At 35.2% G+C, this 13,737-nt stretch carries 16 protein-coding genes; all 16 read right to left on the bottom strand.

Annotated features, from left to right (window positions below):
• Positions 1 to 57 precede the first annotated feature (57 nt).
• A complete protein-coding gene (locus EL247_RS02635) occupies positions 58 to 582 on the bottom strand; it encodes an adenylyl-sulfate kinase (protein ID WP_060663140.1) in 525 nt (174 codons plus the stop codon).
• The gene (locus tag EL247_RS02630) at positions 566 to 1,666 is read right to left on the bottom strand and encodes a DegT/DnrJ/EryC1/StrS family aminotransferase (RefSeq protein WP_104745880.1); all 1,101 of its coding nucleotides are present in this window, start codon (positions 1,664 to 1,666) and stop codon (positions 566 to 568) included. Before EL247_RS02630 ends, EL247_RS02635 begins: the two co-directional genes overlap by 17 nt.
• Positions 1,657 to 2,325, bottom strand: a complete 669-nt coding sequence (locus EL247_RS02625; RefSeq protein WP_104745866.1) for an O-methyltransferase — start codon at positions 2,323 to 2,325, stop codon at positions 1,657 to 1,659. Before EL247_RS02625 ends, EL247_RS02630 begins: the two co-directional genes overlap by 10 nt.
• Entirely contained in the window at positions 2,315 to 2,740 is a 426-nt protein-coding gene (locus EL247_RS02620) for an acyltransferase (RefSeq protein WP_060663142.1), read from the bottom strand. The genes EL247_RS02625 and EL247_RS02620 overlap by 11 nt, the downstream gene beginning before the upstream one ends.
• Before the next feature lie 108 nt (positions 2,741 to 2,848).
• Positions 2,849 to 3,481, bottom strand: coding sequence for a formyltransferase family protein (locus EL247_RS02615; protein ID WP_232019775.1), 633 nt, complete (start codon positions 3,479 to 3,481; stop codon positions 2,849 to 2,851).
• Positions 3,478 to 4,542: a Gfo/Idh/MocA family protein gene (locus EL247_RS02610; RefSeq protein ID WP_054195528.1), complete on the bottom strand. Its 1,065-nt coding sequence runs from the start codon at positions 4,540 to 4,542 to the stop codon at positions 3,478 to 3,480. Before EL247_RS02610 ends, EL247_RS02615 begins: the two co-directional genes overlap by 4 nt.
• Positions 4,536 to 5,615: a DUF354 domain-containing protein gene (locus EL247_RS02605; protein WP_060661633.1), complete on the bottom strand. Its 1,080-nt coding sequence runs from the start codon at positions 5,613 to 5,615 to the stop codon at positions 4,536 to 4,538. The genes EL247_RS02610 and EL247_RS02605 overlap by 7 nt, the downstream gene beginning before the upstream one ends.
• A complete protein-coding gene (asnB, locus tag EL247_RS02600) occupies positions 5,612 to 7,291 on the bottom strand; it encodes an asparagine synthase (glutamine-hydrolyzing) (RefSeq protein WP_104745868.1) in 1,680 nt (559 codons plus the stop codon). Before asnB ends, EL247_RS02605 begins: the two co-directional genes overlap by 4 nt.
• On the bottom strand, positions 7,292 to 8,719 hold the full coding sequence (locus tag EL247_RS02595; protein ID WP_104745869.1) for an SGNH/GDSL hydrolase family protein: 1,428 nt from the start codon (positions 8,717 to 8,719) through the stop codon (positions 7,292 to 7,294).
• Positions 8,716 to 9,819: a DegT/DnrJ/EryC1/StrS family aminotransferase gene (locus tag EL247_RS02590; RefSeq protein ID WP_104745870.1), complete on the bottom strand. Its 1,104-nt coding sequence runs from the start codon at positions 9,817 to 9,819 to the stop codon at positions 8,716 to 8,718. The genes EL247_RS02595 and EL247_RS02590 overlap by 4 nt, the downstream gene beginning before the upstream one ends.
• Positions 9,816 to 10,400: an acyltransferase gene (locus tag EL247_RS02585; protein ID WP_104745871.1), complete on the bottom strand. Its 585-nt coding sequence runs from the start codon at positions 10,398 to 10,400 to the stop codon at positions 9,816 to 9,818. Before EL247_RS02585 ends, EL247_RS02590 begins: the two co-directional genes overlap by 4 nt.
• Positions 10,401 to 10,940 carry a formyltransferase family protein gene (locus EL247_RS02580; RefSeq protein WP_126441951.1) on the bottom strand — a complete coding sequence of 180 codons (540 nt, stop codon included), beginning with the start codon at positions 10,938 to 10,940 and terminating at the stop codon, positions 10,401 to 10,403.
• A 16-nt stretch (positions 10,941 to 10,956) separates the two neighbouring features.
• Positions 10,957 to 11,088 (bottom strand): hypothetical protein, encoded by a 132-nt coding sequence (locus EL247_RS08695; RefSeq protein ID WP_269470980.1) that lies wholly within the window; start codon positions 11,086 to 11,088, stop codon positions 10,957 to 10,959.
• Entirely contained in the window at positions 11,085 to 12,041 is a 957-nt protein-coding gene (locus tag EL247_RS02575) for a Gfo/Idh/MocA family protein (protein WP_104745873.1), read from the bottom strand. Before EL247_RS02575 ends, EL247_RS08695 begins: the two co-directional genes overlap by 4 nt.
• A gap of 1 nt (position 12,042) precedes the next feature.
• Positions 12,043 to 13,107 carry a non-hydrolyzing UDP-N-acetylglucosamine 2-epimerase gene (gene wecB, locus EL247_RS02570; RefSeq protein WP_104745874.1) on the bottom strand — a complete coding sequence of 355 codons (1,065 nt, stop codon included), beginning with the start codon at positions 13,105 to 13,107 and terminating at the stop codon, positions 12,043 to 12,045.
• The gene (locus tag EL247_RS02565; RefSeq protein WP_126441950.1) at positions 13,104 to 13,712 is read right to left on the bottom strand and encodes a glycosyltransferase family protein; all 609 of its coding nucleotides are present in this window, start codon (positions 13,710 to 13,712) and stop codon (positions 13,104 to 13,106) included. The genes wecB and EL247_RS02565 overlap by 4 nt, the downstream gene beginning before the upstream one ends.
• Positions 13,713 to 13,737 lie beyond the last annotated feature (25 nt).

The raw sequence follows: 13,737 nt of genomic DNA, 5'->3' as shown, positions 1-13,737 counted from the left end.
CCTAGCATTATATCAAACTCCCTAAAACTTTTCACAACTTCTTCTTAAACATAAATATCATCCCAAAAGCGATAAAATATTCTCTACTTTTTGTTTTAAATTATTTTGCAAATTATTATCAACCACGATTTCTGCCCTAGGCTCATCAAAAGCAATATCTATACCTACCACATTTTTTATTTTGCCCTCTAAAGCACCACTATATAGCCCTTTTTGATTACGCCTCTTTAACTCATCTAAATCACATTTAATATAAACTTCCAAATAATTTTCTAAAGTTTTCCTATTGTAGATATAAACTTCTTCAAACATTGAAATTGTTGTAACCACCACAATCAGCCCCTGTTCACTCAAAAAATGAGCAAACTTAGAACGCTTCAACGCCACTTCAATACGCCCTTGTTTATCATAATCATAATGCCCCAGTAAATCCCTTAGCTCATCCCCATCAAGATACACAATATTTGGATTTTTTTCTTTCAATGCTTCATACAAACTAAATCCAATTGTACTTTTTCCACTTCCTGCTAAACCGCAAACCCATATCACAAGCCCTTTGCCATTTTTAATATATTGCTTCATTGACTACCTTTATCACTTCCTTTACTTCCTCATCACTCAAATGTTCTCCCATAGGCAGAGAGAGAATCTCACTTTCCCAAGCCTTTGCATTAGATGTTTTGGATTCTACCACATAAGGCTTATTAGAAAAGGCTTCTGTATTTGGTAGGCAGATAGGATAATGCAATCCTACTTCTATTCCTTTTTCCTTTAATTTCTGCATTAAATCATTACGATTTTTAGTGCGAATCACAAACAAATGCCACACACATTTACACTCTTGCCTAACCTCTGGCAACTCCACAATCCCTTTTAATCCCTCCAAATATTGCTTTGCAACTTCTCTACGCCTTTGATTCCAAGCATTCAAATGCCTTAATTTCACTCTCAAAACCGCCGCTTGAATCCCATCAAGCCTAGAATTCCTCCCAACAATCCTATGTTCATATTTCCTAAGCCCCCCATGATGTGCGATGCACTCACACTTTTTAAGCAAAGTCAAATCTCTACTTACAATTGCACCTCCATCACCATAAGCTCCAAGATTCTTGCCCGGATAAAAACTAAAAGCAGCAATATCCCCAAAACTACCAACCTTTCTCCCCTCATACTCTGCCCCATGGGCTTGCGCACAATCCTCTATCACTTTTAAAGAATATTGCTCTGCCAGCTCCAAAATCTCCTTCATTTTGGCAGGCTGTCCATACAAATGCACCACCATAATCGCACTACTTTGTGGCGTAATCTTAGATTGCAAATCCGCAATATCAAGCGTATAATCTTCCCCACAATCCACAAAAACTATCTTTAGTCCATTCCTAATCACTGCTTCTGCACTTGCTGCAAAAGTATTTGCCGGCACTAACACCTCACTTCCTTTGGGCAATTCCAAAGCCTCTAGGGCAATCTCTAGTGCATCACTCCCATTAGCCACCCCAAGTGTGCCAACCCCATTGCCAGCAAACCTCGAAAACTCCTCCTCAAAAGCCTTAACCTCTTCTCCTCCAATAAAAGCACTTTTTTCTATTACCCCAAAAATCGCCTTATCTACTTCTTCTTTGATGCTCAAATATTGCTTTTGCAAATCCAAAAATTTCACAGCCATAACACGCCCATTTTCCAAGGCTCTTCTCCAACCTCTTGTATTTTCTTATAAACACCAAAATCCACAATTTCCCTCCAAGCTTCTCTCATACCCTCGCTCCAAGCAATATCATCAAATAGCATAACTCCACCTTTAGCCATAAAGGGCAGAATCTGCTTAAAATAGCTTAAAGTTGCCTCTCTATCATGATGTCCATCAATAAAAGCAAAATCGATAGGAGAAATCTCTTCTAAAAGCTTTGGTAAGACAATATCAAATCTACCTACAAACACAGAAACATTAGATAATCCAAAAAAACGATGATTTTCTTTAGCAATCTCTGCAATATTAGGACTCCCTTCAATGGTATAAATCTTTGAATTAGGAGCAAAAAAACTCATATAACTACTTGAAAATCCACAGCAAGTTCCAAGCTCTAGGATTGTTTTAGGCACCAAAGAAGAAAAAATCGTATAAATACATTCCGCTTTTTCTTTTTTTACACCAATTTTTGCTAAATCACGGAGTGGAATTTCTACTTTAACTCCCATTTCCATTTGCTTCTTGCTCCGCTTATCACTTGGATTCCCTGCTCCAAAATCAATAACTTCCACCATTTGTGATTGTGTTTTTAGCTCATTTCGTCTTTGTTCTATTGTCTCAACAATCTTATCTATCATTAATCTCCCTTATCAGCCTTGCAGGATTCCCAGCATATATGCCTTTTTTGGTAATATCTTTTGTAACTACACTCCCAGCACCAATCACCACACCATCACAAATACTTACTGGCAAAATTGTAGCATTACTTCCTATACTCACATTATTGCCAATCTTAGTTTCTCTCCACAAAGCAGAATCTCTAGCAGGTCCGCCATTTTCAAATAAGTCATTAATAAACATTACCCCATGCCCAATGAAGCAAGATTCACCAATGCTTACCAATTCACAAACAAAAGTATGGCTTTGAATTCTTGATTTTGCCCCTATTTTCACACCTTTTTGAATCTCCACAAATGGTCCTACAAATACCTCATCTCCAAGCTCACATTCATAGAGATTGCAAGGCTCTACAATTTTCACATTAGCTCCCATTTTCACTTCACGAATTTGACTTTGAAACAAAGTAAAATTTCCTCCCCCCAATGATGCAATAGGGCGGCTCAAATCCCGGCATTGATGTCGCACGGATAATTTTTTCAATTAACGCCCCCCCCCCCCATATAAATCAACACACTTAAGACTTTCAATCTCATTGCGGTAATGAAATTCTCTCCTAATAGCCTCACACTCATCTTGTGGCTTCAACAAATAATCCCCATTTATCAGTTTTGATAGTTTTTCTCTAAACAACTCCAATCCCTTTTGGTTAGCCAATTCTACCAATTCATCCACAAAACAATTTTTAGGTACCACAAAACGCCTCTCAAACACAATATCTCCACTATCTATTCCGCTATCCATTTTATGCAATGTTACACCAAATTCACTATCTTCATTTAGTATTGCAAAACTAAATTGATTACACCCACGATATTCTGGAAGTGGTGCCAAATGCAAATTAAACGCCATTTCTCTTGCACAATCAATATGTGCTTGAGTGAGAATTAAATGGTATTGAACACTAAAGAGCAAATCAAACTCCAACTCAAATAAATCGTCCAAACTTTGAATTTCTTTAATCAAATGCTTCTTGCAAAACTCTTGTATTTCTAATCCCCTTTGCGAAGTCCCTACCGCAACAATTTCAAAATCCAATTCCCTTTGTCTAGCAAACATTTCCTCTAAACATTTTAAACCGATTTTTTTAGCACCCAAAAAAACAACTTTTTTCATAAATGCCCCAATTTACATCGTTTGGGCTGGAATCTCAAAAACACTTCCTTGCCTGTTTCAATGGATTCATACATTGCAACAATCAATTCCAAACTCTTTCTACCTTCTAATCCATCAACCAATGCTTTTTTATTGTGAAGAATAGAATCAATCACATGCAAGTAATATTCTTTGTGTCCAAATCCATAAACATTCGGAGGATTCGTTGAATATTTCTCCACCACTTCTTTATCACTCTCTAAAGTATTTTGAAAATTCCAAGTCTTGATTTCATTGACTGCAAATCCGCCAATCTCCACACTTCCAAACTCACCCAAAATAGAAATACTCCCCTCCAAATCCCTTGGACGCGTTGCAGTAGTTGCTTCAATTACCCCTAAAGCTCCATTTTTAAATTTCAAAACTGCCACACCCGTATCCTCTGTCTCAATATCACTTAAAGCTGTTCTTGATTTTGCAAATACGCTCTCCACATCACCCATCATCCATTCTAGTAAATCAATGTGATGGCTAGCTTGATTAGTAAAAACGCCTCCATCCATCGCCCAAGTTCCACGCCAAGAATCTTGCTTATAATATGCGTTATCCCTACACCATCGAACACGCACACTTCCCATTACAAGCTTACCAAACCTCCCAGATTCCAAAGCTTCTCGTAATTTCTGCACTGGCAAATTATAGCGATTTTGTTTGACCACAAACAGCCTTACTCCATTTCTATCACAAGCTTCAATCATCTTATCTGCATCTTCCAAAGTCAATGCCATAGGCTTTTCAACAACAATATGTTTTTTATAAGGGGCAACTTCTAAAGTATTTTTTGCATGCAATCCACTTGGCGTCAAAATTGAAACAATTTCAATCTTTTCACCACATTCTTGCATCATAGATTCCAAATCTACAAAATAAGGCACTTTGTATTTTTCTCCAAATTTTCTAGCACGCGTTTCATCAATATCACATACACAGATTAACTTAGCTCCCTCTATCTCTCCCTTGCTCAAAAGCTCTGCGTGTCGCACTGCGATTCTTCCACACCCAAGAAGTGCTACTCCTAACATAAAATCTCCCTTTCAATCCTCTCAATCATAACATCAAAGCTACATTCTCCCTGCACAAAATAACTCCTAGAATCTACCCTTTTGCCAAGCATAACCTTTGCAATCTCTATGATTTCTTTACAATCTTGACTCCAAAACATTAATTTATTCTTAATCAAATATTGATCATGCACCAGCCAAATAGAGCGTGTAGAAATCGTAGGAATCCCATAGCAAACTGCTTCAAGATTCATCGTCCCGCCACCGCCAATAAACAAATCAATAAAAGGATAAAATTCCTCTGGTTTTAACTTCTCTTCTAAAATTGTCGCAATCCCTCCAAAATCCCTTTTTAATCTCTCTTTCTCATAACGGGGCATAATCACCAAATTAGCATCCATTTCTTCTTTTAATAATGGTATCACTTCATAAATAGTTGGAATCTTTTCTTTGACATAATGCGCCTTGTATTCTTCTTCTCTAATTAAAATTGTAGGTTTTTTTATATCTAGCCCATAGCGGATTCTAAAGTCATTTTTAGAATCTTTTTGAATCTTATTAATCCACAAAGCCACATCAATAAAAGGATAAGATTGAATTTGATTATCATCAAGTGCAAAACGCAATATAAGCTCTTTAGGAAAAATAAAGGGATAAAAAAAGATTTTAGAAAAAGGCAATGTCAATCTAGCAACAGCTGTTAATTCTTTTGGGCATTCCTCATCTCTAGGTTTTGTAAAAGCAGGAGTATCATAAATATTCACCACAGGAATCCCAATCCCATATGCCACTTGCACGCTATCAACTACCGCTCCGCAAATCAAAACCTTTGGCACACCTCTTGCTTTAAATAAATCCAAAATTTCTTTTTGCCTAAAGATTCTTGCTTCAAATTTTTCCAAAAGCGTTGCCCCACCATATTCCCCAAGCACAATATGAGGAATTTTATGAAGCTCTAAAATCTCTTTTGCTTCTGTATAATTTGGTGCATAACGCGTCGTAACAAGCACTTGATGCCCTCTTTTTTGCAAATCCCCAATCATACTTGCAAAAAACATCGCATACTTTGGAGTTGCTACATCAATCCATATCATATTCTTCCCCTTAGCCCTTCAAAAACCATCATTCGAATATCAAAAAGACTTTCATAATTATACCCTAAAGTTTGCATTAGTTGCACCTCTGGGGCACTAAAACCTACTTTATCTTTTCTCCAAGCAAGCTCTTTACTTCCCATTTTTTCCAACAAAAGCCTTAAAATATATTTACTATACCCCCTAGCAAATTTCAAATTAGAATCAAGATTAAAAGCAAACTCCACGACACGATAATCTGTAAAAGGCGTGCGATTTTCAATACCAAAAGCCATGGCATTCCTATCTTCATAACGCAAAAGATTAGGAAGATTGTATCTAAAAGTATCTAGCCACAGCCCTTGATTAAAGTCAAGCAAAAATCTTTCCAAAAGATTCTCCATAGAAGGAATCAAAAAACCCATTTTCTTCAATTTCTCAATTCCACCTTGATTATCTTCAAAAAATAACTGCATTTTTAAAGAATCTCTCAAAGAGCATTTTAAGCCAAATTGATATTCCCTCAATGCTTCATTACCATAAAGTTTAATGCGATTTTCAAATTCTATGGGATTTGAAAAAATATATCGCCCTATGTGATGATAATACCCCCCAAAAAGCTCATCAGCCCCTTGCCCCCCTAAGACAACCTTACAAAAAGGTGCGATACTTTTAAAAAGCAAATATTGAGAATAAATTGAAAAGCTACGAAAAATCTCATCTTGTGTTTGCACAAGATTCAAAAAATCATCTTTTATATTCTCCAAAGTAGGGGCAATATAATTAATCTCTACACCCAAATCGCTTTGAAGTTGCTTGATATGCTTTGTTTCATCTTGATTTGATTCTTTAAAATTCACGCCAAAATAATGGCATTTTGCTCCCATTTTATTTGCTAAATGTGCCAAAATCGAACTATCCACTCCCCCAGAAACAGAAAGTGCCACAGCCACATCAGAACGCAATCTAATCCGCACAGCATCACCTAAAATCTCTTCTAATCTCTCCAATGCCTCATCTTGCCCCAAATTTAAATCTACACAAGGCACACATTCCCAATATTTTTTTATCTGCAAATCCCCATTAGCAAACCTCGCAAAATGTGCAGGCGGAAAATTCAATATCCCCTTATAAATCGTTTTATTCTCTCCTCCATTCCCAAACAAAAGCCATTTAGAAACCTCCTGCAAATCAAATTCAAAACTTTTAATCTGCAATAGCGCCTTAATTTCGGAAGCAAAAAAGAATTTTTCATTTTCTAAATAATAAAAAAGTGGCTTATTTCCCAATCTATCTCGTGCTAGAAACAGGCTACTATCGCGTTTATCCAAAATACAAAATGCAAAATCTCCATTGAATTTTTCAAGACATTTTTCTCCAAGATATGCAAATGCGTGCAACAAAACTTCCGTATCACTTTGCGTAAAAAAGGGAATTCCAAGCTTAGTTAATTCCTGTTTAATTTCTAAGTAATTATAAATCTCACCATTAAACACCAATACTAAATGCGGACAAAAAGGCGAAGTAAAGGGCTGATTAGCCTCACTATCCAAATCAATAATACTTAGGCGATTATGGGCTAAAGCAACCACCCCATCACTAAATTCTCCACTAAAATCAGGACCTCTATGCACCATTGTTTGTGAAGCCTTCCTAACCAATTCTAACGGATAATTCCCCCCACAAATGCTACACATTTATCCTACGTTTCCCTTTTGCTTCAAAACTTCAAATATTTTTTCTGCAACCATTTCATTACCTTTTGCATTACAATGTATCCAATGATTTGTAAAAATAGATTCTTCACTTTTATGGAATATTTCATTTAAATCAAAAACAAAATCACAATCTCGTATTTTATCCTTTAACCCAGCAATATACTTTAATATCCTATTATCAATGATTTCATTTTGATAAGCCAATGTATGCTCTAATAACTTTCTCTCTTTATCCCTCATTTCTTTCTCTTCTTTAGTCCATTTTAACTTACACGGCAATAGGGGTTGTATAAAGGCATAAAATGCCCCCCCCCCCCCACTAGTTACTAAATTAAATTGCCTCAACCTACAAGCTATAGCTTCATTAACATCATCATCAAGAATCTTATTATTAATAGCCTTACGATCATTGCCAATTTCACTATAAAGTGGTAGCTCGCTTTTGGTTACCTTCTTATAGGCATATTCATAAAAACCCGGTGTGTATGTCATTTTATGTGTTTTCACCAAATGTTCGCATGAGACTATTCCCGTTCGCCAATCTGTTCCCCCAAAACAAGAAATTACAATTTCTGGCTTTAATGGAAAAACCAATGCATTATAAAGCATCATTTGCTCATAAATTGTATAACCTGTTACCCCAAAATTAAGCACAATGTATTTTTTGCCGAGTTTTTTCTGCAAAAATGCTGTTATGGTATCCTCTAATGGCAAATATTCTACCCTCAATGCACTATTACCAAAACATGCTACCAATTTGACATCTTTAGGGCGTTGCATAATTGCTTCAAAATCAATTTTTTGAACAAAATAAAAGTTCTTATCTTCCTTTTTTTCAAAAGAAATTCCAATATTAAAACCGGGATATGCTATATGTGCAAGATCGCTTTTAATTAAAGCACTCGTATAAAGTTTAGCAAAAATAGTTTGTCCTATCATGGTGGATCTTATTTTATTGCTCCATTCCAACAAACTATCAGCATTGCTTTTTTTGATTTGATAATACTCATTTAACATTGCTTTCATTTGAGAATGAAAATATGTCATGCTTTGATCATCTTCCAACCATTTTTTTAGCACTTGACTAGGCTCTTTGAAATATTCTCTAACTAAAAATGCCATTTTGTTTTTGTAGTCATATGTACTAATAAATTTAATTTTCACTTTAGGAATACCTGCATCTTTTAGCTTATTATATGCTTCTTTAGCACTTTCTTTATTTATAATGCATACAAAATAAATATCAAAATTTTCAGTGATTCCTTTTTGATCAATAAAAATATCATCTTGAGTAAAATCAAGATTTATATTATCATCCAACACCTTACATTCAAATCCTATCTTAACACATAACTGCAACATACTTTGTCCAGTCCAACCAAATCCATAAATCAATACCTTTTTCATTCTACCCTTTCGTTAATCTTCTTGCAAATATACTCAATCTCCCCATCTTCTAAATACGGATTCATCGGCAAACTCAATACCTCTTTACTCGCTAATTCTGCATTTGGAAAATCCCCACAACTATGCCCAAGAAAAGCAAAACATTCTTGCAAATGCAAACACAATGGGTAATGCACCGCTGTTGGAATCCCCTCTGCTTTCAATTTTTCTCGCAATGCTTCGCGATTCTTCACCCTTATCGTATATTGTGCAAAAGTAGAAGTTCGATATTCTAATACCTTAGGCAATATTGCATCAACACTTTTAATGCCCTCTTGATAGCCCAAAGCTACTTTTTGTCTCAAAAAAATATCCCCCTTAAAATACCGCAACTTTACCCTCAAAATGGCTGCTTGAATACTATCTAACCTCCCACCAATTCCAATATATTGATGAATGTATCGCTGTTTTTGTCCATGGATTCGCAGACTAGCAACCCTATCTGCCAAACACTTATCCTTAGTAAAAACCGCTCCACCATCACCATAACACCCCAAAGGCTTTGCTGGGAAAAAACTCGTTGTTGTTATATCACCATACAAGGAATCTTTTCTTTTCATAAACTCTGCACCAAAGCTTTGCGCTCCATCTAAAATCAATCTAACATTATACTTTTTTGCTATTTCTTCTAATTTCCTTAAATTTGGGGGTTGCCCATAGAGGCTTACTGCAAGAATTGCTTTTGTTTTTGGGGTAATTTTGGATTCTATTAAATTAAAATCCAAATTATAATCCTCCAAAGAAATATCAACAAAAATAGGTTTTGCCCCCAAAAGTGCAATCATTTCTGCAGTTGCAATAAAAGTAAATGGAGTTGTAATAACCTCATCGCCTTGATTAATATCCAAAGCCATAAGCGCCAAGAGCAAAGCATCACTACCGCTAGAACAAGTAATAGCGTAGCCTCCTCCTATGAATTCTACCAACTCCTCTTCTAATCTCTCTACTTCCTCTCCCATAATATAATTTGCATTCCTTACAACCCTTAAAATGGCTTCCTCAATTTCTTTTTTATGGGCAATATGGGCTTTTTTTAAATTTGCAAAATCGATTTTATTCACAAATTCCTCCTTATAACCTCTATCGCACCATCTTTTAAGCAATACTCTTCTCCATCATAACTATCTTTTGCTATACCATTCTCATTAAATTGCATTCTCAATCCCCCTTTATCAATCCAACCTATTTGTCTAGCAGGATTCCCCACAACCAAAGCAAAAGATGGGACATCTTTAGTAATTACACTTCCAGCTCCAACAAAAGCATACTCCCCAATTGTAATCCCACAAACAATTGTTGCATTTGCACCAATAGAACAGCCCTTTTTAAGCAATGTTACTTTAAACTCTTCTCTACGATTAATAAAAGCTCGTGGATTTATCACATTTGTAAAAACCATAGAAGGACCCAAAAATACATCCTCTTCACAAATTACACCTTCATAAATGCTAACATTATTTTGCACTTTACAATTTTTACCCATTTGAATATTAGGTCCAATCACACAATTTTGCCCAAAAGAACAATTCTCTCCAATCACACTCCCACTCAAAATATGACTAAAATGCCAAATCTTACAATTCTTACCGATTTTAACATTTTCATCAATAATTGCAGTTTTATGTGCGAAATAATTACTCATTTATACCTTCCACCTCTGTACATATAATGGAACTTTATTTAACATTTCTCTTTCTATAACAATACCCATCCGCCTTTTACTTTCACACTCTTGAATACCCACAAAATAATTAGTAGGATTCTCAAGATAGAAAAGGAAATTTGACAACATATAAATCTCATTCTCATAATGCCTTCTTGCCAATGTCTCTATTGTGTCTCCCTCATAAATAAATGTTTGCATTATTGAAATAATTTCCCCTTTATCCGTCTCTTCACTAAGATAGTGCAAAGTAACCCCCAATGGTTTGTCTTCATATATTGCCCACTTAAATGAATCTAAACCACGAACCATAGGTATAATACCAGGATGGGCATTAATAATCCTCTTACTCTCTACACACTTTTTAGACAAAATATTACTTCCTGCCACTAAATACACATCACACTCTCCATCAATTTCCATATCACTAAGACAACGCCTATAAGGTATTCTATGTCTTATAGCAATAGATTCTGCAGAAACAGACTTTTTGGAATAAGGGCGATGAGGAAACAACACTACCCTTTCCTCTCTCTCAATAAAGGGAAGTGCATAAATAATTAAATTCCCCCCCCCCCCCCATACAAATTAAATTACACAAAAGTTGTTCAGTTTTTAGATGTGGAATATCATAAGTAATGATTCCTATTTTTATTTTTTGCATCATAACTTCTCCTTCTTGCAAAATAAATGATAATCACCTTTTAAGCCAATTACTTCTGCATTGCGAATTTGATGAACAAGCTCAATAGAATCTCTTGCTTCTTTGAGTCCAAAACCTTTTCCTCCCAAAATCTTATTATAGCTTTCTGTGTGCAAATCCGTAAAACCCTCACTAAATTCAACCGCCTCACTATCGAGCTTAATCAATCGATAAGTCCTCTTACCCTGCATTCTCACTTCTTTTGGCAAAGTTTCAGAATCTACTGACAAAAACCAACGAACTCTCGCATTTTGCAATTCCAAAATACCACTTGCACTCTGTGCGTCTAATAAATTTACCTTGCTTGTTTTAACTCCACCAAAAACCCAAAGCAACATATCAAAAAAATGTATCCCAATATTAGTTGCAACCCCTCCGCTTTTAGCTATATCTCCTTTCCAAGAAACAAAATACCATTTTCCTCGCGAAGTAATATAAGTCAAATCAACTTCAAAAATTTTATCAGGATTTACTCTTAATGCTTCCTCTACTCGATTTTTTAACTGCATAATACTTGGGTGCAATCTTAATTGCAAAATATTATAAACCCTTCTACCGCTTTCCCTCTCTATATCTTCTAACGCATCAATATTCCAAGGATTAAGGACCAAAGGCTTCTCACAAATTACATCAGCATTGCTTCTAAGCCCAAAACGAATATGGCTATCATGCAAATAATTTGGAGAACAAATGCTTACAAAATCCAATCCTTGACCATTTCTTCTTAGCTTATCCACATGTCTATCAAAGCGTTCAAATTCTGTAAAGAAATCCGCTTCTGGGAAATAGCTATCAATAATTCCAACTCCATCATAAGGATCCAATCCACATACAAGAGTATTGCCCGTTTCTTTAATCGCCCTTAAGTGTCGTGGTGCTATATATCCAGCAATTCCAATAATCCCAAACTTTTTCATTTTAAAAATCCCCAATAACCTCTAGTATTTTTTGACTTGCATTACCATTTCCATACAATAAAGTATCAAAATTTAGATTAATATCGGACATTTTTTTAAAAGCTTGATATATTTTTTCTACATCTGCTCCGACCAAACAATTACAACCTACTTCCAAAAGTTCCACCCACTCTGTTTCTTCCCTTAATGTTATACAAGGCTTTTTAAAATAATAAGCTTCCTTTTGCAATCCTCCACTATCTGTTGCAACCATTACACAATTTTGCAATGCCCATACCATTTCTAAATACCCCAAAGGTTCTATAAAATAAATATTTTCTGCTTGTATATTATTTACCAATATCTTATTTTGCGTTCTTGGGTGTAGAGGCATTATCACTGGAATTTGGCTTGATATTTTATTGAGTGCTTCAAAGATATTTTTCATTTTTTGTAAATTTTCAGTGTTTTCAGCACGATGCAAAGTGCAAAGAATAAATTCTTTAGGAAAAACCATATTGGGCTTTTTAGCTCTATCTTTATAATATAAAGCGACATCATACATCACATCACCACTACAAACAATCTCACAATCAAAATTTTCAAACCCTTCTCTTTGAAGGTTCTCCACTGCTCTTTTAGTTGGAGCAAACAATAAACTAGAAATTCTATCGGTTAATATTCTATTAATCTCTTCTGGCATTTGCATATTAAAACTTCTCAATCCTGCTTCGATATGAATAACAGGAATTTGCAACTTAACACTAGCTAATGCGCCCGCCAAAGTCGAATCAGTATCCCCATAAACCAATGTAAAATTAGGTTTTTCTTCTAATAATATCTTTTCAATCCCCTCAATCATTCTCCCCGTCATTACCCCATGAGAAAAGCCGCCGATTCCTAAATTATACTTTGGAGAAGGGATTTCCAATTCTTTAAAAAAAACTTCACTCATTCTAGAATCATAATGCTGCCCCGTATGAATTAATACCTCTTCTATTTCTGTATTTTCTAAAATTTTTCTACTGATAGCCCCAGCTTTTATAAATTGCGGTCTTGCACCAATAACACTTACAATTTTTTTCACCCTAAAACTTCCTCAACAATCTTCAAAAGTTTTTCTCCTTCGTTTTGTGCATTAAGAATCTTTGCTGCTTTATTGGAGTTTTCTTTGTATTGTAAGATTTCTTCTTTAGTTAGTTTATTAAGAGATTCTGCCATAGATTTTGGAGTAAAGTCTTTAGATATGATTCCTAGATGATATTGTTGGACTAATTTTGCCATTTCTGGGCTTGGTCCTATTGCTATTGCTAATCTTGCTTGGATAAATTCAAAGAATTTGTTGGGCAAGCACATCTTTAGATTAAAAGTGCTAAATGGCACCAAAAACATACCTATATCATATTGAGAAGTAAAAGGGATAATTTCTTCAAAAGGTACAATAGGGATGATTCTTGTGTTTTTTCTATTACTTGTCATTTGCTGCAAAGTTTTAAAATAATCCTGATAATATGTTGATACCAACATCAAATCCAAAGTAAATCTATCATCCACATAATCCATAACTTCTATCATTTTATGTATATATCTATCAGGACTTGCCATTCCGTGATGAATAATTCTAATGCTATTTTCTTGGATATAGTGGGTAGGAAAAGAAGTAAAATCAAACTCGATATTATCAATAAACACAACTGCCCCCTTCTTACAAGTTTCT

The sequence above is a fragment of the Helicobacter pullorum genome (genome assembly GCF_900638355.1).
Classification (GTDB): Bacteria; Campylobacterota; Campylobacteria; order Campylobacterales; family Helicobacteraceae; genus Helicobacter_D; species Helicobacter_D pullorum.
This window is presented reverse-complemented; position numbering and strand designations above follow the sequence as displayed.